The sequence below is a fragment of the Brevibacillus choshinensis genome (genome assembly GCF_016811915.1).
Classification (GTDB): domain Bacteria; phylum Bacillota; class Bacilli; order Brevibacillales; family Brevibacillaceae; genus Brevibacillus; species Brevibacillus choshinensis_A.
The window spans coordinates 5,956,792-5,980,556 of record NZ_CP069127.1 but is presented as its reverse complement, the minus strand read 5'-3'; the positions used below and the strand labels follow the sequence as shown (position 1 = coordinate 5,980,556).

At 51.5% G+C, this 23,765-nt stretch carries 17 protein-coding genes, 1 pseudogene and 1 riboswitch; of the genes and pseudogenes, 16 read left to right on the top strand and 2 right to left on the bottom strand.

Features of this window, described 5'->3' with window-relative positions:
• Positions 1-91: 91 nt before the first annotated feature.
• The gene (locus tag JNE38_RS29670; RefSeq protein ID WP_203354600.1) at positions 92-436 is read right to left on the bottom strand and encodes a DUF779 domain-containing protein; all 345 of its coding nucleotides are present in this window, start codon (positions 434-436) and stop codon (positions 92-94) included.
• 3 nt (positions 437-439) lie between these two features.
• A complete protein-coding gene (gene adh, locus JNE38_RS29665; protein WP_203354599.1) occupies positions 440-1,960 on the bottom strand; it encodes an aldehyde dehydrogenase in 1,521 nt (506 codons plus the stop codon).
• Between the two features lie 218 nt (positions 1,961-2,178).
• Here adh and JNE38_RS29660 point away from each other — a divergent pair, with 218 nt between their 5' ends.
• The 16 genes and pseudogenes from JNE38_RS29660 to JNE38_RS29585 all read left to right on the top strand — a co-directional run bounded on the left by JNE38_RS29660 (position 2,179) and on the right by JNE38_RS29585 (position 23,689).
• Complete coding sequence (locus JNE38_RS29660; RefSeq protein WP_203354598.1) at positions 2,179-3,930, top strand: sigma-54-dependent Fis family transcriptional regulator; 1,752 nt, start codon at positions 2,179-2,181, stop codon at positions 3,928-3,930.
• Complete coding sequence (locus tag JNE38_RS29655) at positions 3,927-5,777, top strand: sigma-54 interaction domain-containing protein (RefSeq protein ID WP_203354597.1); 1,851 nt, start codon at positions 3,927-3,929, stop codon at positions 5,775-5,777. Before JNE38_RS29660 ends, JNE38_RS29655 begins: the two co-directional genes overlap by 4 nt.
• Positions 5,778-5,971: 194 nt before the next feature.
• Positions 5,972-7,048, top strand: coding sequence for a tartrate dehydrogenase (locus JNE38_RS29650; protein WP_203354596.1), 1,077 nt, complete (start codon positions 5,972-5,974; stop codon positions 7,046-7,048).
• Between the two features lie 23 nt (positions 7,049-7,071).
• On the top strand, positions 7,072-8,496 hold the full coding sequence (locus JNE38_RS29645; protein ID WP_203354595.1) for an aldehyde dehydrogenase family protein: 1,425 nt from the start codon (positions 7,072-7,074) through the stop codon (positions 8,494-8,496).
• Complete coding sequence (locus JNE38_RS29640) at positions 8,493-9,263, top strand: SDR family oxidoreductase (RefSeq protein ID WP_203354594.1); 771 nt, start codon at positions 8,493-8,495, stop codon at positions 9,261-9,263. Before JNE38_RS29645 ends, JNE38_RS29640 begins: the two co-directional genes overlap by 4 nt.
• A gap of 78 nt (positions 9,264-9,341) precedes the next feature.
• Entirely contained in the window at positions 9,342-10,409 is a 1,068-nt protein-coding gene (locus JNE38_RS29635) for a TRAP transporter substrate-binding protein (RefSeq protein ID WP_203354593.1), read from the top strand.
• Positions 10,410-10,472: 63 nt separating this feature from the next.
• Positions 10,473-10,940 (top strand): TRAP transporter small permease, encoded by a 468-nt coding sequence (locus JNE38_RS29630; protein WP_203354592.1) that lies wholly within the window; start codon positions 10,473-10,475, stop codon positions 10,938-10,940.
• Between the two features lie 7 nt (positions 10,941-10,947).
• Entirely contained in the window at positions 10,948-12,222 is a 1,275-nt protein-coding gene (locus JNE38_RS29625) for a TRAP transporter large permease (protein ID WP_203354591.1), read from the top strand.
• Between the two features lie 16 nt (positions 12,223-12,238).
• Positions 12,239-13,603, top strand: coding sequence for an FAD-binding oxidoreductase (locus tag JNE38_RS29620; protein WP_203354590.1), 1,365 nt, complete (start codon positions 12,239-12,241; stop codon positions 13,601-13,603).
• Positions 13,604-13,764: 161 nt separating this feature from the next.
• Positions 13,765-15,405: pseudogene (locus JNE38_RS29615) on the top strand (formate--tetrahydrofolate ligase); the annotation flags it as partial.
• Between the two features lie 168 nt (positions 15,406-15,573).
• Positions 15,574-16,344, top strand: coding sequence for a cupin domain-containing protein (locus JNE38_RS29610; protein WP_203354588.1), 771 nt, complete (start codon positions 15,574-15,576; stop codon positions 16,342-16,344).
• A 121-nt stretch (positions 16,345-16,465) separates the two neighbouring features.
• Entirely contained in the window at positions 16,466-16,843 is a 378-nt protein-coding gene (locus tag JNE38_RS29605) for a PH domain-containing protein (RefSeq protein WP_203354587.1), read from the top strand.
• Positions 16,844-17,065: 222 nt separating this feature from the next.
• Positions 17,066-17,163: riboswitch (cyclic di-GMP riboswitch) on the top strand.
• A gap of 72 nt (positions 17,164-17,235) precedes the next feature.
• On the top strand, positions 17,236-19,209 hold the full coding sequence (locus tag JNE38_RS29600; protein ID WP_203354586.1) for a methyl-accepting chemotaxis protein: 1,974 nt from the start codon (positions 17,236-17,238) through the stop codon (positions 19,207-19,209).
• Positions 19,210-19,306: 97 nt separating this feature from the next.
• Positions 19,307-20,164 carry a transporter substrate-binding domain-containing protein gene (locus JNE38_RS29595; protein ID WP_203354585.1) on the top strand — a complete coding sequence of 286 codons (858 nt, stop codon included), beginning with the start codon at positions 19,307-19,309 and terminating at the stop codon, positions 20,162-20,164.
• Between the two features lie 350 nt (positions 20,165-20,514).
• Positions 20,515-22,014 (top strand): degradosome RNA helicase CshA, encoded by a 1,500-nt coding sequence (locus JNE38_RS29590; RefSeq protein WP_203354584.1) that lies wholly within the window; start codon positions 20,515-20,517, stop codon positions 22,012-22,014.
• Positions 22,015-22,243: 229 nt separating this feature from the next.
• Entirely contained in the window at positions 22,244-23,689 is a 1,446-nt protein-coding gene (locus tag JNE38_RS29585; protein WP_203354583.1) for a PTS mannitol transporter subunit IIBC, read from the top strand.
• The last annotated feature ends 76 nt before the right edge of the window (positions 23,690-23,765 follow it).

The following is a 23,765-nucleotide window of genomic DNA, read 5'->3' as shown; positions in this document are numbered from 1 at the left end:
GAATTTTTTAGGTCCATGATTAACGTTTACACTTTGTAGCGGATACAAAAAGACCGTGCCAGCCTTCATCCAGGCGGTACGGTCTTCATTTTTATTCCTGTTCGGGGAAGACGCGCGAACGTGTCAAAAATCGCATGCCTTCCGGTTCTTCGAGAGAAAACATGCCGCCGCGGCCGTTCACCACATCGATGATGAGCTGCGTGTGCTTCCAGTACTCGTACTGAGCTTTCCCCATGTAGAACGGGCATCCGCCGATCTCACCCAGCAGCACATCCTGATCCCCGATGAGGAATTCGCCCAACGGATAGCACATGGGGGAGCTGCCATCGCAGCAGCCCCCTGACTGATGAAACATCAGGTCGCCGTGTTTGGCGCGAAGTCGATCGATCAACTGCAGGGCCGCTTCGGTAGCGAGTACTTTCTCCTGCCGACTCATCGATCAAAAGAAGCCGAGAGCCTGATCGCTGTAGCTGACGAGCAGGTTTTTGGTTTGTTGGTAATGGCCGAGCATCATTTTGTGTGTCTCACGGCCGATACCGGACATTTTGTATCCGCCAAATGCAGCGTGAGCAGGGTAAGCGTGGTAGCAGTTGGTCCACACGCGGCCCGCCTGTATTTCACGGCCCATGCGATACGCCGTGTTCACGTCGCGGGTCCATACGCCGGAGCCCAAGCCGTACAGCGTGTCATTTGCAATCGCCAGCGCTTCTTCCGTATCTTTGAAGGTCGTGACGGATACGACTGGACCAAAAATTTCTTCCTGGAAGATGCGCATTTTGTTGTGGCCTTTAAAGACCGTCGGTTGAATGTAGTAGCCTTCTGCCAGATCGCCTTCCAGCTGAGCGCGGTTTCCGCCAATGAGGCAATCTGCCCCTTCTTGCTTGCCGATGTCCAGATAGGAAAGGATTTTTTCCACCTGTTCGAGAGAGGCTTGCGCACCGATCATAGTGTCGCTATCCAGTGGGTTGCCCTGCTTGATGTTGGCTACACGCTGGAGGGCGCGCTCCATGAACGGCTCGTAAATGCTCTCGTGAATCAGGGCGCGGGATGGGCATGTGCAGACCTCGCCTTGGTTGAGGGCGAATAGGACGAAGCCTTCGATTGCCTTGTTAAAGAAAGCGTCGTCTTTTGCAAACACATCCGGGAAGAAGATGTTCGGAGATTTGCCGCCAAGCTCCAAGGTAACCGGAATGATATTTTGAGAGGCGTATTGCATGATCAAACGGCCTGTTGTCGTTTCACCCGTAAAGGCGATTTTCGCGATGCGGTTGCTCGACGCCAGCGGTTTACCGGCTTCCAGACCGAAGCCGTTTACCACGTTGACGACACCTGGAGGCAAGAGGTCACCGATCAGCTCCATCAGTACCATGATGGATGCGGGTGTTTGCTCCGCAGGCTTGAGTACCACGCAGTTCCCGGCAGCCAGTGCAGGGGCGAGCTTCCACGTAGCCATCAACAACGGGAAGTTCCACGGAATGATTTGCCCGACCACACCGAGTGGCTCATGGAAGTGGTATGCTACCGTATCGTTGTCGATTTCACCGAGCGTGCTTTCCTGCGCACGAATCGCGCCTGCGAAGTAGCGGAAATGATCGATCGCCAAAGGAATGTCAGCGGCCAATGTTTCTCGCACGGGCTTGCCGTTTTCCCATGTCTCCGCTGTCGCCAAAAGCTCCAGGTTCGCTTCCATGCGATCCGCGATTTTGAGCAGGATGTTCGAGCGCTGTGCTACAGAAGTGCGTCCCCATGCTGCCCTTGCCTCGTGCGCCGCATCGAGTGCCAATTCGATATCTTCAGCAGTGGAACGAGCTACCTCGCAAAACACTTTGCCGGTGACCGGCGTCACGTTTTCAAAGTACTCCCCTTTCACTGGCGGAACCCAATTGCCACCAATGTAGTTCTCGTAGCGATGTTTGAACGTCACCTTTGAACCGGCCTGGCCGGGCTGAGCATAGATCATGCGAACGCCTCCTCATATCTCTAGTAAGGTCTTTACGTGATTCCTTAAAAGCAAAACCCGTACCAATCGAAAAACCCCCGATGTGTCAGCGTTTTCAAAAAAGGAATGAGGCAAAAGTGCACCGGATTGGAACAGGGAGTGTTCCATTTCGGAACAACTGACACATGACCAACTCATGCTATAATGGATAGGAATGATTTTTGAGGGAGGGAAGAGTGTTGTCAACGATTGTCCAGCAATCTTGGAAGCGCTGCCAGGAATCGAACCTCATTGCCACACAAAAGGCGAATGACCAGATCATTTCCACCAGTCGAATCAAAGAAATCATTCAGGAAAATCACCCTCTGATTCGCGAAAGCTTACCTCTATTCAACAAGCTGTCTCCGTTCTTGCTCTCGACGGAGCATATCGCCCTGCTGTCCGATCGAAACGGCAACATTATCCATACAGTAGGCGACCCCGTTTTTGCCGATCATGCCCAGAAAGTACAGCTGCAGATCGGGGCGAACTGGCAGGAGAGCAACAAAGGAACCAATGCCATAGGCACAGCTTTGATTTCCCAGCAGCCGATACAAATACATGGAGAGCAGCATTACTTCCGGGAGAACCAATTTCTGACCTGCTCGTCTGCTCCGATTTTTTCGCCTGCGGGAGAGCTGCTAGGCGTGATCGATATTAGTACAAGAAAAGAGTATACCCATCCGTTTGCCTTGACGATCGTCTGCATGATTGCCGAGGCCCTGCAGAACCGCTTTCTGTTTGCTGATGCAGAACGCGTGATGGCGGTTTCGGGTACTTACAGCGGGAAGCGCTCGCAGCAATGGCTGCCACTCGTTGGTTTGGATCGTGACGAGCGTATCGTGGGTCTGAATCGGAGTGCGAAGCAGCTGCTCGGTGCGGATGTGCTGGGCAAGGAGCTGGATCCGCAGCATGAGGGTCATGCTCGTACACTGAAAGATGATCGACGCAAGATGTGGCCATCTGCGCCTCTGAGGGCGAGGGCACAGACGCCACCCGTTCCTCTCAAGCCGTTCCCTCGGCTGGCTGGCTCGTGCCCCCTCTTTCTCCAAGCGAAAATATTGGCGCAGAAAGCCGCCCAAGTCGATTTCCCTGTTATGATTTTGGGAGAAAGCGGTACGGGCAAGGAGCTATTTGCCCAGATGATTCACCAGACGGGCCCGCGAGCCCAGGAGCCTTTCGTGGCGGTAAACTGCAGTTCGATATCGGAAAATTTAATCGAGAGTGAATTATTCGGCTACGAGGGCGGATCTTTTACCGGTGCCCACCGCGAAGGCCGAATCGGCAAGTTTGAAGCAGCCAGGAAGGGAACGATCTTCCTGGACGAGATCGGGGATATGTCACTGCGGGCGCAGGCAGCCTTGCTCCGGGTGCTGCAGGAAAAAGTGGTGACGCCTGTGGGAAGCAATCAGTCAAGGCCCGTGCACGCCAGAGTCGTAGCGGCTACTCACAGAAATTTGCCGGATGAGATCAAGGCCGGACGATTTCGCGCGGATCTGTATTACAGGCTGAAAGGGGTCTTGGTCGAGCTGCCGCCTTTGCGCAAAAGAAGCGATATTTTGGAGCTGGCTGAAAATCAGATCAAGCAAATCGCCCCGGAACGCTCCATCTCCCTGACCAGAGAGGCCAAGGCCATGCTCACTTCCTATTCGTGGCCGGGAAATGTTCGGGAGCTGCAGGGGGTTCTCATACAGGCTGCCTTTTTGACGGATGAGGATGAAATTGATTGCGAGCACATTCAACTCGAAAACTTGGAAGAGGGCCCTGCTTCATCCGAGATCGGCATGATGTCCTTGCGCGAGACCGAATGTCAGGCTATTAAAAAGGCGTTGAACGCCAGTGGAGGCAATGTCACCCAAGCGGCAAAGCTGCTCCAGATCGGCCGGAATACGCTGTACCGCAAAATGGCGGATTATCGCATTTTGCCACAGGTGAACCAGGAGGAACTATGATCGCCCTATACAGGCTGGATAAAGAGATGGAGAGAAAAATCGCTTCCCTGTTGGATTGCAGCGGCCATCCGATTGGGTACTTTTATTCAATCAAGTCCATTATCGACCAGATGATGAATCCGTTTGTGGTCATCACCACGGAACCGTATGGAGAGGAGCTCGAATCCTTCTCGTTGCCGGTGCTGAGTCTGTCTATCGATATGAATGATGTGAAAAGGACGTGGGAGCGAGTACCCAAAATGGAGGGGAGCCGGCAGCTCGTCGTCGTATGCGGCTCCGAAAAGGAAAAGCTGTGGCTGGAGCGGGAACATGAGCTGGAACCAGACGTGCTGGGTGAGGCGTGTCTGTTTCGGCCGCGGGAGAATTGGCGGGTAGAGGCAGAGGGGGTCATGTACCTGACACCGATCTGGGGCAGGCATACGCTCCCTGCCAAGCCGCCAAAAGGCGAGTGGCATCTGATAGAGCCATCCGTCGCTACGCTGCGCCGGACCGTACAGCAGGCAGAGTCCTTGATCACCTACACAAGGGATCGATTGCGGGAAAAGCATCTGATGGAAGCGGTGGTCAATTCGGCGCATGATGCCGTGATTGCTGTCGATCGTCACAGCCAGATCACCCTGGTGAACGAGCATGCCAAAATGCTCCTGGGACTGACCGGTGATGTGATGGGCAAGCCGATTACGGACTACATCCCTCATTCGGATATGCTTCGCGTATTGAAGACGGGACGGCAGGAGCTGGGCGATGTGGCGACGGTTCTCGACCGTTCGATCGTCATCAACCGGATACCCGTCATCGTAAAAGATCAGATTGTGGGGGCAGTCTCCAATTTTAAAGAGATCAGCGACATTCAAAAGATGGAGATGTCCTTGCGCAAGAAGCTGCATGAGAATGGCTTGGAAGCCAGATACCGACTCGATAGCATCATCGGTTGTTCGCCTGAGCTGGTCGCCACGAAGGAACAGGCGGCCATGTTTGCCAGGACCAATGCAACGGTCTTGATCACAGGGGAATCGGGAACGGGCAAGGAATTGTTTGCCCAAGGGATTCACCTGGAGAGTCCGCGGGCAGTTGGGCCGTTCTTGGCAGTCAACTGCGCAGCCTTGCCCGAAAGTCTCTTGGAGAGCGAGCTGTTTGGCTACGAGGATGGGGCATTTACGGGTGCGAAAAAGGGAGGAAAGCCCGGGCTGTTTGAACTGGCCCATGGGGGGACGCTCTTTCTCGACGAAATCGGTGAGATGCCGCTGCGCATTCAGGTGTTGCTGCTCCGAGTGTTGCAGGAGCGCAGGGTAAGACGGGTCGGCGGAGAGAGGATCATTCCGGTTGATGTGCGGATCGTTGCCGCAACAAACCGTGATTTGGCAGATGAAATTGAGCGGGAGCGTTTTCGCGCGGATCTGTATTACCGGATCAACATGCTGGGGCTCGAAATCCCGCCGCTGCGGGAACGCCTGTCGGATATTCCCTTGTTAGTCGAGAGTATGGTTCTGGAGCTCAATGAGCAGCATGAGCAAAAGGTGGAGAGAATCGACGAGGACATCTACCGGCTCTTTCAGGACTATCATTGGCCAGGCAACGTAAGGGAGCTGCGCAATGTCGTAGAGCGAATGGTCCTGTTGTCCAAAGGCGGAAGGGTAACGAGGGAAAACGTCGACTTCTTGTTTGCCAAAAAGAAAGTCTCGCAACGTATTCAGGAAGTCGTGCATCATGGAAGGCTGGAGCCGGAAGCGGTCAAGATTGTCCATGCGCTGCAGCAAGCGAGGCACAACAAAACGCTCGCTGCGAAGGTGCTTGGAATGGATCGAACCACTCTGTGGCGCAAGATGAAACAATACGATATCAAGTGAGCGAAGTGTTGCAGCGTTATGTTGCAACACTTCGTTGCGAATGTAGGCAATCGGCAGGAACTGACATTTTTCTACGCTTGTCTTGAAAGCGTTTTATCATAGATGGCCCTTATGATAAAGGTTGGCATTAAACGTGCAAGTATTAGGAGGTCGATATCGTCAAAAAATTTTGATCATTCAAAGGGGGGAGACGATTGCTTCATTATTCAATCGCAGTGATTCCGGGAGATGGAATCGGTCCCGAAGTGATGGACGAAGGATTAAAAGTATTGAAAGCAATTGAAGAAAGCCATGGTGGTATTCGTTTTGCCAATGATGTGATGGATTGGAATTGCAACTACTACCTCACGCATGGCAGGATGATGCCGGAAAATGGATTGGATACATTAAAAGACTACGATCTAATCCTACTCGGTGCCGTCGGAGCGCCGGAAGTTCCTGATCATGTCTCGGTCTGGGAATTGATTTTGCCGATCCGCCGTGCTTTTCAGCAGTATGTAAACCTGCGCCCCGTAAAGCTGCTCAAAGGGTTGGAGAGCCCCTTGCGTTACAAAGAGCATGCCGATCTGGATTTCGTCGTCGTCAGGGAAAATACCGAGGGCGAGTATTCCAACATGGGCGGACGGATGCACCAGGGTACGCCATACGAAATGGCCGTCCAAAACAACGTGTTTACGCGATACGGCACCGAGCGCATTTTGAAATACGCCTACTCTCTCGCGGAGAAGAAGCCGAAAAAGAGACTGACAGCGGCGACGAAGTCCAATGGAATTAACCATTCGATGCCATTCTGGGATGAAATCGTCAAAGAAATCAGCCAGGAGCATCCCGATGTCCATACGACGCTTTATCACATTGACGCTTTGGCGGCTTACTTTATTACTCGTCCGGAGACATTTGATGTGGTCGTGGCGAGCAATCTGTTCGGCGATATTCTCACGGATCTCGGAGCGGCAATCGTTGGCGGACTGGGACTGGCGCCATCAGCCAACATCAATCCGGAGCGCAAGTATCCTTCCATGTTCGAGCCGATTCATGGCTCTGCTCCTGATATCGCAGGCAAAGGGAGTGCCAATCCGATCGCGCAAATCTGGAGCCTCAGCATGATGATGGATCATCTCGATCTGCCGGAAATTAGTGGAGTCATCATGAATGCGATCGAGCAAGTGCTGGTAGATGGAAAAGTGCTGACACCTGACCTGGGAGGCAAGGCAACGACGAGGGAGCTGGGCGACGAGATCGTTCGCCAGATCTATGAGGCAACCAAATAGACATAGAGGGAGGCAATGGGAGAATGGAAACGAAATCGTATGATCTGTACATCGGTGGCGAATGGGTAAAGGCAGACAGCTACATCCCTGTTTACCACAAATACACAGGAGAGTGCATCGCGCAAATAGCCAAAGCGCAGCAGCATCATGTATCGGATGCAGTGGAGAAGGCGGCGAAGACGTTCAAGTCGGACGCACTGACTCCTTTTCAGCGCTACAAGATTTTGCTGAAAGCGTCTGAATTGATGGAAGCGCGCCGGGATGAGATGGAGCTTTCCCTGATTCGTGAAGTGGGCAAAACGCGCAAGGATGCGATGAATGAACTGGATCGCACCATCAATACGCTCCGTCTATCTGCAGAGGAAGCTAAAAAGATTCACGGCGAAATGATCCCCCTGCAGGCGACAGAAGGCTCCGAAAATCGCCTCGGCTTCACCATCCGTGTACCAAAGGGAGTGATTGGCGCCATTACGCCATTCAACTACCCCCTCCTGCTCAGCACGCACAAGATCGCTCCGGCTATCGCGGCTGGAAACACTCTCGTCGTCAAGCCGGCAACGGTGACTCCGATCGCGACGTTCCTGCTGCTGGAGGTTTTGGAGGAAGCGGGATTGCCCAAAGGCTACATCAACATCGTCACGGGAGCAGGCAGCGAGGTGGGCGAATGGCTCCTCGACGAAGAGCGTATCGCGATGTACACCTTCACTGGCTCAGGGGAAGTAGGACGCCATATCAAGGAACGCAGCGGCATGCGCCCGGTAGCTTTGGAGCTCGGCAACAACTCGCCGAACATCGTTCATCACGATGCCGATCTGGAGCTGGCAGCCCGCCAGACTGCAGCTCGCAGCTTCCACAATGCAGGGCAGGCTTGCATCGCGGTGCAGCGCATCTACGTCCATGAAGATGTGATCTCTGAATTTACAGACCTGTACATCAGCGAGGTCAAACAGCTGAAAGTGGGCGACCCGGAAGATCCGACGACAGATGTAGGGCCTATGATCAGTGAAAAGGAAGCGAGCCGTACGGAGGAATGGGTGCTGGAAGCGATCAGCCAAGGGGCGAAATCCCTGCTGCCGGTGAAACGGGAGGGAGCTCTGTTCTATCCCGCTGTGCTGGTGGATACCAAGCCCGAGATGAAAGTCGTATGCCGTGAAGTTTTTGCCCCTGTGGTAACGATCATTCCTTACCGTGATTTGGACGATGCTTTTGCGCAGGCGAACAACTCCGATTACGGGCTTCAGGCTGGCATTTTCACCCGGGATCTGAATATCGCGATGAAAGCGGCGCGTGTGCTCGAATACGGCGGTGTCGTCATCAATGACGTTTCAACCTATCGCAATGACGTGATGCCTTATGGAGGCGTCAAGAACAGTGGTCTCGGCAAAGAGGGCCCACGTTATGCCGTTGAGGAAATGACTGAAGAGAGGATGGTGGTGATCAATCTATGAACGGACAGCTTTTGGCAGGAAAAACCGCAATTGTAACGGGTGCAGGATCAGGTATGGGGAAAGCCATCGCTACCCTTTTTGCCGAGCAGGGGGCCAAGGTCGTTCTGGCAGATTTGAACAAGGCGGCAGCTGAGCAGGCAGCAAAGGAATTGCCGGAGGGTACGGCACTTCCCGTTCAGACGGATGTGGCCGACGACGAGAGCGTGGCTGCCCTCGTCAAAGAGACCGTCTCTGCTTTCGGCTCGATTGATGTACTCGTCAACTGCGCAGGGGTACCGCAAGCATTCACGCCCATCGAGGAGCTGAGCCTCGAACAGTGGGACAGAACCATGGCTGTTAACACCAAATCCATTTTCTTGACGACGCGCCATGCTGTTCCTCACATGAAGGCCAATAGCAAAGGCAGCATTATCAACATCGCATCGATCGCCGGAATTCGCGCGCGTCCAGGACTGAATGCGTACTGCGCTTCCAAAGGGGCTGCAATCATGCTGAGCAAGGCGCTTGCGATCGAGCTGGCACCTTACAAGATCCGCGTGAATGTCATCAATCCGGGGCCGGCTGAGACACCGATGCTCGGCAAGTTCATCAACGGGGATGAAGCAGAGGTCGAAGCGGGCAAGAAGGATATTTTCATCAGCAGCGTTCCGTTGGGCACGTTGATCCAACCGGAGGATATTGCGCAGGCCGCTCTGTATTTGGCTTCTGACCTTTCCAAAATCGTGACGGGCGAAGTAATGAACGTAGATGGCGGAAGAGGGATCTAGCCAAACGGTTAAAATTTTCATATTATTAAATGAATTCAATATTAAATAAAAAAGAGAGAACCAGGGGGAATTAGAGAGATGTTGCGAAAAAAATGGAGCTTCCTTTTATCAGGAATCATGTCCGCTTCTTTATTGCTGACAGCATGTGGGGGAGGCGGCGGGCAATCCGCTGCGCCTTCCGGACAAAATGGCGGCGGACAAGCTGCAAAGACGGAAGCACCCAAGAGTGATGGACAAACCTATGTATTCAAAGCGGGACACTCGCTGACGGAGGACCACCCGTACAATCTGGCGCTGAAAAAGATGGCAGAGGATGTGGAGAAGCGTTCCAACGGGAAAGTGAAAATCGAAGTATATCCATTGAGCCAGCTCGGTGCTGAACGCGAACTGACGGAAGCGCTTACGTTTGGCACGGCAGATATGTCGATTACTTCTACGGCACCGGTAACCAACTTCTATTCAAAATTGGGTGTGCTCGACCTGCCATTTTTGTTTGAGAGCCGTGAGCAAGCATACAAGGTCTTGGACGGAAAAGTGGGCCAAGACATCTTGAAAGACTTGAGCAGTGCAAACCTCGTTGGCCTGGCTTGGGCTGAAAATGGTTTCCGCCACATTACAAATGGAACGAAAGACATCAAGACACCTGCTGATGTTCAGGGCATGAAGATTCGTACACAAGAAAATCCGATCCACTTGGCTGCTTTTGAAGCATTGGGCGCAAAACCAACCCCGATGGCATGGACAGAAGCACTGACTGCCTTGCAGCAAGGCGTAGTAGACGCTCAGGAGAACCCTGCAATCGTAGCCCAAACTTACAAGCTGTACGATTCCAAACAAACACACATGTCTCTGACTGGTCACGTATACTCTGCGGCTCTGATCTTGTTCAGCAAGCCTGTATGGGACAAGCTCCCTGCTGATGTGCAGCAGCTGATCTCCGAAGAAGCGCAAAAAGCGGGTCAGTACGAGCGTGAACTGATGATCAAAATGGAGCAGGAAGCGATTAACGATATCAAGTCGAAGGGCGTAGTGATCACCGAAGACGTGGACAAAGCAGCGTTCCGCGATGCGATGAAGCCTGTATACGACAAATTCTCCGGTCAGTTTGGCAAAGAGCTGGTTGATGAGATCATGAATACGAAATAATCGGAGGAAGGGAGAGGAGCGACAGGGCTTTTCTCCCCCTTTCCCTGCGAAAGGAGAAATCGTGTGAGCACCCTTATTTCCAAAATAAACAGTTTCACTCGCTTCATCGTGGTGGCTCTGCTTGCTGTGATGGTCGTAGCGGTATTCCTGCAGGTGCTGTTCCGGTTTTTCCTGGACCAGCCGCTTGCCTGGACGGAGGAGCTCGCCCGTTATTTGCTGATTTGGATCACCTTTCTCGGCTCAGCCTATGCGATGGCCATCAGAGCCCATATCGGCACCGAATATATTCAGAAGTTTTTGTCTCCTTTGATGAACAAGATCGTCCTGAGTCTTGCTGCGATTCTTAGCATTTTCTTTTTTGTGGTCATGGTTCAACAAGGGTATGCCTTGGCTGCGCGAAGCATGACGCAGACCTCCCCCACTCTGCTCGTTCCCATGGGCTACGTCTACATGGTGATTCCGATCAGCGGTGTCCTGCTCATCATGAACGTTCTCCATGTAACTTGGAAAGATATCACCGGGAAGGAGTGAATCGATTGTGGGTACCGTGCTTTTTCTGACACTCTTGGTTCTCCTGATCATCAATGTTCCGATAGCTGTCGCATTAGGGCTCTCGGTAGTCGTTGCCTTTATGGTAGAGGGAAACATTCCTCTTTTGGTCGTCATTCAAAAAATGTTCAACGGGACGGACTCTTTCCCTTTGATGGCAGTTCCGTTCTTCCTGCTCGCGGGTAAGCTCATGGAAACGGGCGGGATATCGGCAAGGCTGATTCGCTTTGCCAATACGCTTGTCGGAACTCTCCCTGGAGGATTGGCGATCGTGGCGGTAATGGGTTGTACATTTTTTGCTGCGATTTCCGGTTCATCTGCCGCGACCACTGCTGCCGTAGGGGGAATTCTCATCCCGCACATGGTCAAAAAGGGGTACGATATTCGCTTTTCTGCTGCTCTGCACGCAGCGGGTGGGACGATCGGCGTCATGATTCCGCCCAGCGTTCCGATGGTTTTGTATGGAGTAGCAGCCAGCACTTCCATCAACGATTTGTTCATTGCCGGGATTGGGCCTGGGATTCTGGTAGCGATCTCCCTTATTCTCTATTCATTCTGGATCAGCAAGAAAAATGGTTGGGGCGGTGGCGAAAAGCACTCCCTGGCGGACATTTGGCAAGCCTTTAAGGATGCCATCTTGGCCATTCTCATGCCTGTCATTATTTTAGGCGGTATTTACGGTGGTATTTTCACTTCTACAGAAGCAGCTGTTGTCGCTGTGGTATACGGCTTGGTGATTGGCCTTTTCGTCTACCGAGAAATCAAATGGAGAGACTTGGGTGAAATTTTTGCGGGCTCGGCAAGCATGACGGCTGTGATCATGCTCATCATCGCGACAGCCAATGCATTCGGGTTCATTATGACCAGGGAAAATATTCCTCAGGAAATTGCCCAATTCATGCTGGGGATTACCGATAGCGCATTTATCACTTTGCTCATCATCAACGTTTTGCTGCTGATCCTGGGCACGTTTATGGAGACGGCGGTCACGATTATCCTCATGACTCCGATTCTTTTGCCGATCACCAATGCGTTGGGAATCGACCCGGTGTTGTTCGGGGTGATCATGGTCGTCAACTCCGCGATTGGTATGCTGACGCCGCCGGTGGGACTCAATCTCTTGGTAGCCGGCAATATCGCCAAGCTGTCCAATTCCGCGATTGAGAGAGCAGCGATTCCATTCTTGATCCTCATGATCGTCGATTTGATGCTCATCACCTACGTACCGGAAATCAGCTTGTGGCTGGTGGAAATGAGTAAGTAACGAGGAGGCGCTATCCGTGGATTACATTCAACAATTAAAGGATTGGCTGGGAGACGAGCGTGTCACGACAAACCCGACCGTTCTCGAACATCACAGTCACGATGAATCGTATCACACGCCACATTTGCCGGATGTCGTGGTGTTTCCGCAATCGGCCCAAGAGGTCAGCGAAATCATGAAGCTGGCGAGCGAGCGGCACATCGCTGTCACCCCGTTTGGATTGGGAAGCAGCCTGGAAGGACACGCGATTCCTTACCATGGCGGGATCAGCCTGGATTTTTCTCTGATGAATCAAGTGCTGGAGGTTCGCCCGCAGGATTTTTTAGTTCGGGTGCAGCCAGGTGTGACGCGCACACAGCTCAACAAGGAGCTGAAAAAGCACGGACTATTTTTCTCAGTGGATCCAGGAGCCGACGCTACATTAGGCGGAATGGCGGCGACGAATGCGAGCGGCACCACATCCGTTCGTTACGGCGTGATGAGGGATAATGTGCGCGACCTGGAAGTCGTGCTGGCAGATGGACGAATCATCCACACCGGGAGCATGACGGCAAAATCATCGTCTGGCTATCATTTGACCGGACTTTTCGTGGGATCGGAAGGGACGCTCGGCGTCTTCACGGAGTTGACGTTGCGGGTATACGGGATTCCAGAGGCAACAATGGCGTCGCGTGCCTGCTTCCCTACCGTTCAGGATGCAGTAGATACGGTAGTGGACATCCTTTCAGCAGGTATTCCGGTAGCGCGCATTGAGTTGATTGACGAGCGCTCCATCCGTCAGGTGAATGCTTACAAGGAAACCAGCTATCCGGAAAATCCTACGCTGTTTATCGAGTTTCATGGAAGCGAACAGGGTCTTTCGCACGATGTCGAGTTTGCCCAAACGATCGCGGGCGAGCACGGATGCACGGAGTTCCTGTTTGAGACAGATTCCAAAGCGCGGGCGCAGCTGTGGGATGTGCGACACAACATGGCGTACGCCTTTATCCACAAGTCACCGGGGAAAAAGATGATGGTGACCGATGTATGCGTCCCGTTTTCAGAGCTTGCCGGTGCCGTCGTCGATGCGAGAGCTGCCATCGATGGATCGGGCTTGGACGGTGCAATCCTGGGTCACGTCGGAGATGGCAATTATCACGTCATTTTGATGATCGATCTGAACGATCCGGCTGAAGTGGCGAATGCCGAGAAGCTGAATGCCCATCTCGTGGAGTACGCGCTCAGCCGAGGCGGGACGTGCACGGGAGAACACGGCGTCGGCGTGGGTAAAGCCAAGTACCAACGCATCGAGCATGGAGCAGCACTCGATGTCATGCAATCGATGAAACACGTATTGGACCCGACTGGCATTTTGAACCCGGGGAAAATTTTTGGAGCGTAATCCTACAAAGCCCGTACGCTGTGTACCCTACAGAGTGCGGGTTTTTTGCTTGACGTAGCCAAATCCCCTAATTTTTCCCCAAATGAGTTTCTGGGGAAAGGAGAAGTGACTACAATGTGGAATGTAGAAGTTGGTCATGAAACAACGAATTCACCGATTGCAGGGAGGCGCGCATGAAGCCGATTGTCGAGATTGCCAAGATAGCAGGTATCGAAGAGCAAGACCTGGAACTGTACGGAAAGTTTAAGGCCAAAATTTCGGATGAACTGTGGGAAAAGGTGAAGGATCGTCCAGACGGAAAGCTGATCCTCGTGACAGCGATGAATCCCAACCCGGCAGGCGCTGGAAAAACACTCACAACGATTGGATTGTCCCAGTCGCTGAATGCATTAGGGAAAAAGACGATTGCCGCACTCCGGGAGCCATCTCTTGGTCCGTGCATGGGGATAAAGGGTGGAGCTACGGGGAGTGGTGGTGCGCAAATTCTGCCGGCTGACGAAATTAACCTCCATTTTACGGGCGACATCCATGCGATCACTTCAGCACACAATCTGTTGGCTGCCATGATCGATAATCATATCTTCCAAGGAAATTCCCGCCGATTGAATCCGAAAAAGGTCGTGTGGAAACGCGCCATGGACATGAATGACCGCGCCTTGCGCAACATCGTAGTCGGTTTGGGTGACGGGAATGGAATGGCGCGCGAAGATGGATTCATGATTACGACTGCATCCGAAATCATGGCGATCTTGTGCCTGAGTGAAAATCTGGCTGATTTGCGGGAGCGTTTGAATAACATCATTATCGGCTATGATTTTGACGATGAGCCGGTTCGGGCCAAAGAAATACATGCGGTAGAAGCCATGTGCGTTCTCTTAAAGGAAGCAATCAAACCTAATCTGGTGCAGACGATTGAAGGTACCCCTGTCCTCATTCACGGTGGGCCATTTGCTAACATTGCACATGGATGCAGCAGTGTCATCGGGACCAAGACGGCGCTCAAGCTGGCAGACTACGTCGTGACCGAGGCTGGGTTCGGAGCAGATTTGGGAGCTGAGAAGTTTTTTGACATCAAGTGCCGGAAAGCGGGGCTGACGCCTGATGCGGCTGTAGTCGTCATTACGGTTCGCGCTTTAAAATACAATGGCGGCGTAAAAGTAGCGGATCTGTCAGTGGAAAATCTGGATGCCTTGAAACGGGGCTTCGCCAATGTCCGCCGCCATATCGAGAATCTGCAGAAGTTTGGCGTACCTGCGGTGGTCGCCATCAATCATTTCGCGACGGATACACAACAAGAGATTGAGGCCGTCATCGATCTTTGCCAACAGTTGGGTGCGGAAGCGGCACTCTCTGACGTCTGGGCTGAAGGCAGCAAGGGCGGAATCGAACTGGCAGAAAAAGTGGCGCGTGCGGCCGAACAGCCATCCACCTTCCGCTTTCTGTATGAAGAGGAGCTGTCGGTTTCTCAAAAAATCGAGACGGTCGTGAAAGAGATTTACCGTGGGTCGGGAGTTGTCTTTTCGCCTGCAGCTCTGAAGACCATCCAAAAGATTGAGGAGATGGGACTTTCCCATCTGCCTGTCTGCATGGCCAAAACGCCGTATTCCTTTACGGATCGGGCAGACATACTGGGAGCGCCGACAGACTTCACCATTTCTGTAAGTGAGGTGCGCATCTCGGCTGGGGCTGGCTTTATCGTTGCTCTGACGGGCAGTCTGGTCACCATGCCGGGCCTGCCGAAAAAACCGGCAGCAGAGTCGCTCTATATCGATGAAGATGGACAGATAGTTGGATTGAGCTAAACCAATGACCAAATGAAATCAAGCTGACACCGGGAACGGGCTGTCAGCTTTTTGTTGTTGCGTCGCTTGAGCTTATAACTTTCCAGGCAAATAGGCGAACGTACCTGTAGCCCATCACATATGGATATGAGGTAGGAAAAATTGTGAAAAGCGGGGCTGAAATCTGGAATGACTCTGTACCTGGACTATACATCTCCTTCCATTCAATACTTTGATGATGTAAATAGAAACCGGTTGTTTACCAAAGACCAGCAAAACTACATCAATGTGCTGTCGACGCAGACCTTGAATTCACTGGACAATGTCTCCCTGCTTGATATCTTTATGAGCCAGAGCAATGTGGTGGAGCCTCATTATCATCAAAATGCTGCAGAGCTGGTGTACTGTGCTTCCGGTTCGGCGAACGTCTCATTCATTAATCCGTTTACGAATCAAGTCTCGACTTACCGCGTCACACCCGGTCAAGTAGCCAACGTCCCCCAAGGCTGGTGGCATTGGGAAGTAGCGACCGAAGACAACACCCATCTGATTGCTATTTTTAACGCACCGATACCAGAGGTTATTCTCGCATCGGATATCCTGCGCCTGACGCCGAGCAATATCATGGCTCACACATACTGCCTGAATGAGGCGCAGTGGAGGGACACGATTTCTCCTATTCAGATGTCGACTTTCATCGGGCCCCCTGTCAATTGCTACCAAGGCCAAGTCCAAGGTCTTGCAAACCAGCAGCCGCAGGTATACGGCTATCAGCTTCCCTATCAGCAAGCGCCAGTTCCGCCACAGTCCGGATTTGGGCAGGGATCGCCGTTTGCGCCGGGGACGTATCCACAGCAGCCGCAAGGGACGTTTCCACAACAGCAACAAGGGATGTATCCACAACAGCAGCAAGGGATGTACCCGCAACAGCAGCAAGGCATCTTTCCGCAGCATTGGTAAAGCAACGTGATAAACTGGCCAGTTCGGCCGGTTTTTTTTGCATAGGCCTGCGTGTGCAGGTTGCCATAAAAATGGTATATTTACCCATATGTGCAAATGTCCAAGGAACGGGGGAAAAGGGATGGGGTTGTTTGACGGGTTAATGGGGAATGCGTCAGAGGTCAGTGTCGCCGAGGCTCAGAATGAATTTGGCCACATTCTCGGACGAAATGAACGGATTGAGAAAGCGTACCGCTTGATTCGGGATCTTTTTATCTTTACGGATAAACGATTGATTCTGATTGACAAACAGGGGCTGACAGGAAAAAAGGTGGAGTTTCATTCCATCCCGTACAAAAGCATTACCCACTTCAGCATTGAAACGGCGGGCAGCTTTGACCTGGATGCGGAACTCAAAATCTACATTTCCGGCAGCCAGATGCCACTGCAAAGGCAATTCAACAAAAATCTGAACATCTATGAGGTTCAGAGTGTACTGGCGGATTACGTACTGAAGTAAGTGAGAATATACGAGATAAGCTGATTCCTAGGAAGAGATGGAATCAGCTTGTTTATTTTTCGTTAAAATAAATGGTTTATCTGTGAGTGTAAATGGGAAGTAAAACAAAGTGGATAAATATGGAGTGTAATAAATGAACAGTCTTTTTGTAAAAAATATGAAAAATAGGTCCATTATTTTCCACATTATGATATAGTGCTTTTAGCACATTAAAACGACAAAAAATGACAAAGGCAAACCTGTTGAAAGGCAGGGACGCAAAGCCACGGGTCTAAGGCGGTATAGACAGATATAGCTGCTAAGATAGCCGGGTTGCCAGACCGTAAGCGCAAGAGGCTGTCGGATGGCAGTCTTTTTTTTGTTGGCAATAAAAGGATAGGAGGACCAAACGAATGAAAGCTAGCTTAAGGAGAAAGTTGATTGTCGTCATGTGTCTGCTCCTGGTCATCAGCCTCGGTACCGTGTGCGGTGCCAGCTATTGGAGCTCCTCAAAGCTATTGGCTTCCAGCTTGGATAAGGAAGCTGAACTGGCTGCGAGTAACCTTTCCATCCGAATCGACAGTTTCTTCCAAGAGAAAATTGGGATCGTTGAAACCATAGGAGAGATGATTTCATCCGATAACAATTTTGATCACGACCTGAAGCTGATCCAAGAGGCCCAAAAGAAAAATCCAGAGTTTGAGACATTTTTCTTTTCCTATGACTTAAGTGGCACAAAGGTTATCAACTTCAAAGGGGAAGAGACCAATCCTTCTGACCGTCCTCACTTTCAGGAAGCCGGCAAGGGGGAAGGGAAGATCATTGTCTCTGAGCCTGTGATCTCGCAGCGGACAGGCAATAACATCGTGACCGTCATTGTTCCGTTGATGAAGGACAATCGCCAGTATGGCTATGTCGGTTCCACGATTCCGATCAATGAAATTCAAAAGACCGTTTCCATGGAAAAATTCGGGCAAAGCGGCTATGCCTTTTTGGTCAGCAAAAAGGGAACGTACATCTGGCATCCCACTGCCGACTTGATCTTGAAGGAATCGCTATTGAAAACCAATATTCCAGAGCTTCAGACAGCATTTGAAGCGATCCAGCAAGGAAACCATGGAATCATTCAATACAAACAGAATGAAATGGCGCAATTTGCTTCATTCGCCAGCACGAAAATGAACTGGGGCGTATTCATTACGGCTCCGACAGTCGAGCTGCATGCTCCGGTAAATGAACTGTCCATCAAACTGGTGGTCATTTCTCTGGCAGTTCTCATCATCGGCATCTTGCTCGTGTACTTCCTGGCCGTCCGTTTGGTCAAGCCTATCCAGCGCCTGAATCATGCAGTCAACGTCGTGGCACAAGGCAATTTGACGGAAACGGTGACAGTGGAAGGGAAAGACGAGATCGCCGTATTGTCGCGTGACTTTAACCAGACGGTTTCGCACCTGAAGGATTTGATTGAAGGAGTATCGCTGTCGTCTGACCAGGTGCTGCGGTTTACACAGGAAGTTTCCGCAGGTATTGAGCATGCGACTGATAACGTCAACCGAATTGGGGCCTCCATCGCTCAAATTTCCGAAGGGTCACAGGCACAGGCTAACAGCTCTTCAGAAGTGGCTTTGTCCATGAACGATATGGCCGTAGGTATCGTGAAAATTGCGGAGACCTCTTCATACGTATCCGAAGCGGCACGTGAGGCAACCTCGCAAGCAGAACAAGGTACGGCGGTCGTAGAGCAGGCCGTGAGACAAATGGGCAGCATCGGAGAAGGCACCAGCAAAGCTGCAGAAGCGATCGAGCGACTCAATGGACGTTCCAAAGAAATTGAGGGAATCCTCGATACCATCAGTCAATTGACATCGCAAATCAATTTGCTTGCGCTGAACGCTTCCATCGAGGCGGCACGCGCCGGCGAGCATGGGCGTGGCTTTGCGGTCGTGGCAGGCGAAGTGAAGAACCTCGCCAATCAATCGGAAGCATCGGCATCCCAAATTGCCCAGCTGATTAGCGAAATCCAGCAGGATACCCGCCATGCGGTTGAAGTAATGAACGAGGGGAATCAAAACGCGCAGGAAGGCATTCAGCTCATCGAAGAAGTGCGCGACATTTTCGCTCATATCCTCGATTCGTCCCGTAATGTGGCTGGACACATCCTGGAGGTTTCAGCGGCATCAGAACAAATGTCTGCGGGATCGGAGCAAGTCAGCGCATCCGTCGACGAAATGCATCATATTGCCAAGCACGCCTCCGAAGATGCACAGACGGTTGTCGAGGCGACAGCAGAACAGCTGCAAGCGATTCAGGAGATTGCTGATTCGGTGGAGCGTTTGAAAGCCGTAGCGGAAGAACTGCAGCACGGTGTAGGCAAGTTCACCCTGTAAGAACAAGTCCCTTTTTGAAAGGGGGGATGCGATGCAAGGGATGAGGCAGTTTGCTTACAGGAATTGAATTCATACCCACAACTAGGAGGAGAAACCTATGAAGAAATTTACAAAAACAATCGTGGCGAGCACACTCGCTGCTACCCTGCTGATGACAGGAACAGGAGCTTTTGCCGCAACCAGCTCGGCTGCATCGGTACCGACAGTGGCCGCGGAAGCTGCTAAAAAACAGGAAAACAAAAAGTTTGAGTCACGCCTGGATGCCATCATCGCGAGAGGGTATATTCTCGTGGGAACAACTGGTGACTACAAGCCGTTCACATATCTGAATCCGAAAACAAACGAATACGAAGGCTACGATATCGATGCGATGAAGGATTTTGCAAAGAGCCTGGGTGTGGAAGCGAGATTTGTTCAAACCTCATGGCCTACCATGATGGACGATTTCTTGGCGGACAAGTTTGATATTGCCGTCGGTGGCGTTACTCGCAATACAGACCGCCAAAAGACTGCCCACATGGGTGATCCTTACATCCAATTCGGAAAAGCGCCGTTGATTCGCGCAGAGGATAAGGACAAGTACAAAAGCATCGAGGACATCAACAAGCCATCCGTTCGTATCGGAGTAAATCCAGGAGGCACGAACGAGAAGTTCGTACGTGAGCATCTGACGAACGCGACGGTTACCGTTGTCCAAAACAACCTCGACATCCCAGGGCTCGTGGCAAATGGTACATACGACGTGATGATTACCGATACCATCGAAGCCATGGTTTACGAGAAGGCTGATTCTCGTCTGTATGCTGCGTTGACAGACGATCCATTCACGAAAAGCGAAAAAGCATATATGATTCCACGTGGTGACTTCATTTTCGCCAGCTACCTGGACGTTTGGATGGACGAAATGAAGCTGCAAGGTAAATTTGATGAGCTGTTCCACAAATGGATTAAATAAAAGATTGACGATGAATGGGCCCTATTTGGAGAAACCAGATAGGGCCTTTTCCCTTAATTTGCATGGCAGTCTCCAATTTGCAATTTCAAGAAATTCGTGGTACGATTACAGCTATGTTCTTTGTGGGGTGCTTTTGTACAATCGGGGATAAGAGGGCATGTTCCGGATCGTAAGGAATAGTGCCCTTTTTTAGTGAGAATTTTAACGTATAGGGATTGATAAGCGCGGGTCGCTTGTGAATTCCGGAGCGCATGAACACTTTCCGCTAAAACGCGGTCGCTCATCTTTGGGAAGCCTCGATCGAGGTTTTCTTATAGAAGAAGGTTTAAGAAAAAGGAGACTGAAAAGCTTTGAGTACTTTTTATGATTTCGGGTTACACCACTCTATTGTTAGAGCGTTGAGCAATATGGGCTTTGAAGAAGCTACGGCTATTCAAGACCAAACTGTTCCGATTGCGTTGCAAGGACGGGATTTGATCGGGCAGGCTCAAACAGGTACCGGTAAAACTGCTGCGTTTGGTATTCCGTTGGTCGAAAGATTGGACGAAGAGAATGGCAACATTCAAGGTGTCGTTTTGACTCCAACCCGCGAGCTGGCTGTACAGGTAGCGGAAGAGATCAACAAGATCGCCCAATTTAAAAAAATCACGGCATTGCCGATCTATGGCGGACAAGATATTACCCGTCAGATCAAAGCGTTGAAAAAACACCCGCAAATCATCGTGGCTACGCCAGGCCGTTTCATGGACCACATGAGAAGAAGAACCATTCGTCTGGATGCCATTGAGATCGTCGTATTGGACGAAGCGGATGAAATGCTGAACATGGGCTTTATCGATGACATCAAAGAAATTTTGCAGGAAGTACCGGACAATCGCCAAACCTTGCTGTTCTCGGCGACAATGCCGCGTGCGATCCAAGAAATCGCGCAGCAGTTCATGACGGATCCAGCGCTGATTTCCGTGAAACCAAAAGAAGTAACCGTTCCAAACATCGAACAGCAATATATGGAAGTGGCTGAAAAGCAAAAGTTTGATGTGCTTTGCCGTCTGCTGGATATCCATTCGCCTGAGTTGGCTATCATTTTTGGCAGAACCAAGCGCAGAGTAGACGAACTGTCCGAAGCGTTGACCAAACGCGGCTACGGGGCCGAAGGGATTCACGGCGACCTGAACCAAGCGAAGCGCGACAGTGTACTGCGCAAGTTTAAAGAAGGTACAATCGAAGTGCTGGTAGCGACCGACGTTGCGGCACGCGGATTGGATATCAGCGGTGTTACGCATGTATTCAACTTTGATATTCCACAAGACTCCGAGAGCTACGTTCACCGTATCGGCAGAACAGGTCGCGCAGGGAAAACAGGTCTGGCGATCACATTCGTCACCTCTCGTGAGATTGACCATCTGCGTCTGATCGAGCGCGCTACAAACCGCCGCATGGAACGCCGTTCTGTACCATCCATGGCAGAAGCGATGGAAGGACAGCAGCGCATGGCCGTGGAGAAAATTTTGGAAGCGGCAGGAAGAGAAAATCTGCAAACATACAAGACGCTGGCTGAACAGCTGCTGGAGGATGTGGACTCTGTCACGCTGGTATCCGCTGCTCTGAAGCTGCTGACAAAAGAACCGGATATGACGCCGGTTCGCCTGACAGAAGAAGCGCCGCTGCGCGTCAGCAAAAAGAAATTCCCGCCGAAGGGAAAAGGCACTTCCGGCGGTTATGGTGCAAAGAGACCTCAGCGCCCGCGCACGGGTGAATCTCGTCCACGTACGGGTGAATTCCGTCCACGTTCCGGAGAATCCCGCCCGCGCACAGGAGATTCTCGTCCACGCGGAGAGAGACAGCGCTAAGTCCAAAAACAAAAAACAAGACTTCCGTTTGATAGCGGGAGTCTTGTTTTTTTTATACCTGTTAAAAACATGTGCCGAGTTTGTTAATTAACTTTTGTCAACAATACAAGGGACAATATGTCCTTTTGATTTTATTGTGACGGGAATGTAAACGCTTTATATTTGAAGCAAGCAATATTCTTTTTAATTATGTCATGAGACGATAGATATGCGAAAAGGAGGGTCCTGTATGGCGAATACGGTCACAAACAATCAAGGTACTGGTGGACTGCGGGTCTCGGTGCAAAAGTTTGGGCGTTTCTTGAGTGCGATGGTCATGCCGAACATCGGAGCATTTATCGCATGGGGATTGATTACTGCACTCTTTATTCCGACAGGCTGGCTGCCGAATGAAAATCTGGCAAAATTGGTCGGACCGACGATTACGTATCTGTTGCCGCTCTTGATCGGGTATACGGGCGGTAAAATGATCCATGATGTCCGAGGCGGTGTCGTCGGTGCAATCGCGACGATGGGTGTCATCGTCGGTACAGACATCCCTATGTTCATGGGTGCGATGGTCATGGGTCCTCTCGGCGGTTGGGTCATGAAAAAAGTGGACCAAATGCTGGAAGGAAAAGTGAAATCCGGCTTCGAAATGCTTGTAAACAACTTTTCGGCAGGGATTATCGGTGCGCTGCTGACACTGCTGGCATTCCTCGCTATTGGCCCAGTCGTAGAAGGGTTGAGCAAGGCGCTCGCAGCTGGGGTGCAAGTGATCGTAAATGCAGGGCTCTTGCCGCTCGCGAGCATCTTCATCGAGCCTGCCAAGATTTTGTTCCTCAATAATGCGATTAACCACGGGATCTTGAGCCCGATCGGTTTGGACGAAGCGGCTAAAGTAGGAAAGTCGATCTTCTTCCTGCTCGAGACAAACCCGGGACCAGGTCTGGGAATCCTGCTCGCTTACTGGCTGGTCGGACGCGGCAATGCAAAGCAATCCGCTCCAGGTGCTGTCATCATCCACTTCTTTGGCGGCATTCACGAGATTTACTTCCCTTATATTTTGATGAACCCTCGCCTGATTTTGGCGGTTATCGGCGGCGGTATGGCTGGTGTATTCACCTTCAGCATTCTGGGTGCAGGATTGGTAGCGCCACCATCCCCAGGCAGTATCTTCGCGCTCAGTGCCATGGCTCCACGAGGAGGATTGCTCCCTGTATGGGCTGGCGTGATTGCGGCTACCATCGTATCATTCGTCATTGCTTCTGCGTTGTTGAAAATGAGCAGCAAAAATGATGACGAAGAATTAGAGAAAGCGACTGAGAAAATGCAAGAGATGAAGGGTAAAAAACAACAGGTAGTGGAAACCGGGGAAGTGGCAGCAGCAACAGCGCCAGCAACCCAAACAGCGGCTTCCGATGTGAAAAAAGTAGTCTTCTCCTGCGACGCAGGAATGGGCTCCAGTGCGATGGGAGCGGCTGCACTGCGGAAGAAATTCAAAAATGCCGGTTTGGAAGACATTACGGTGATCAATACTGCCATCAATGACATTCCGGAGGATGCGGATATCGTCATCACGCACAAGTCTTTGACGGACCGTGCCGTGGTGAAGGCACCTGGAGCCGAGCACATTTCGATCGACAACTTCTTGAATAGTCCGGAGTATGACAATCTCGTCAAACGCCTAGTCTAAAGGGAATCAACGCTAGTGAGAGCTAGCGTTTTCCCTCTTTGTAGTATCTGCAAAAAAAGCAGCATGGGCCAAGGAG

Excerpts from the sequence above, each read along its gene's own strand:
- adh (WP_203354599.1), bottom strand. The coding sequence starts at position 1,960 with ATGATCTATGCTCAGCCCGGCCAGGCCGGTTCAAAGGTGACGTTCAAA.
- JNE38_RS29605 (WP_203354587.1), top strand. The coding sequence starts at position 16,466 with ATGGGGTTGTTTGACGGGTTAATGGGGAATGCGTCAGAGGTCAGTGTC.
- JNE38_RS29645 (WP_203354595.1), top strand. The coding sequence starts at position 7,072 with ATGGAAACGAAATCGTATGATCTGTACATCGGTGGCGAATGGGTAAAG.
- JNE38_RS29670 (WP_203354600.1), bottom strand. The coding sequence starts at position 436 with ATGAGTCGGCAGGAGAAAGTACTCGCTACCGAAGCGGCCCTGCAGTTG.
- JNE38_RS29635 (WP_203354593.1), top strand. The coding sequence starts at position 9,342 with ATGTTGCGAAAAAAATGGAGCTTCCTTTTATCAGGAATCATGTCCGCT.
- JNE38_RS29585 (WP_203354583.1), top strand. The coding sequence starts at position 22,244 with ATGGCGAATACGGTCACAAACAATCAAGGTACTGGTGGACTGCGGGTC.
- JNE38_RS29595 (WP_203354585.1), top strand. The coding sequence starts at position 19,307 with ATGAAGAAATTTACAAAAACAATCGTGGCGAGCACACTCGCTGCTACC.
- JNE38_RS29600 (WP_203354586.1), top strand. The coding sequence starts at position 17,236 with ATGAAAGCTAGCTTAAGGAGAAAGTTGATTGTCGTCATGTGTCTGCTC.
- JNE38_RS29610 (WP_203354588.1), top strand. The coding sequence starts at position 15,574 with ATGACTCTGTACCTGGACTATACATCTCCTTCCATTCAATACTTTGAT.
- JNE38_RS29655 (WP_203354597.1), top strand. The coding sequence starts at position 3,927 with ATGATCGCCCTATACAGGCTGGATAAAGAGATGGAGAGAAAAATCGCT.
- JNE38_RS29640 (WP_203354594.1), top strand. The coding sequence starts at position 8,493 with ATGAACGGACAGCTTTTGGCAGGAAAAACCGCAATTGTAACGGGTGCA.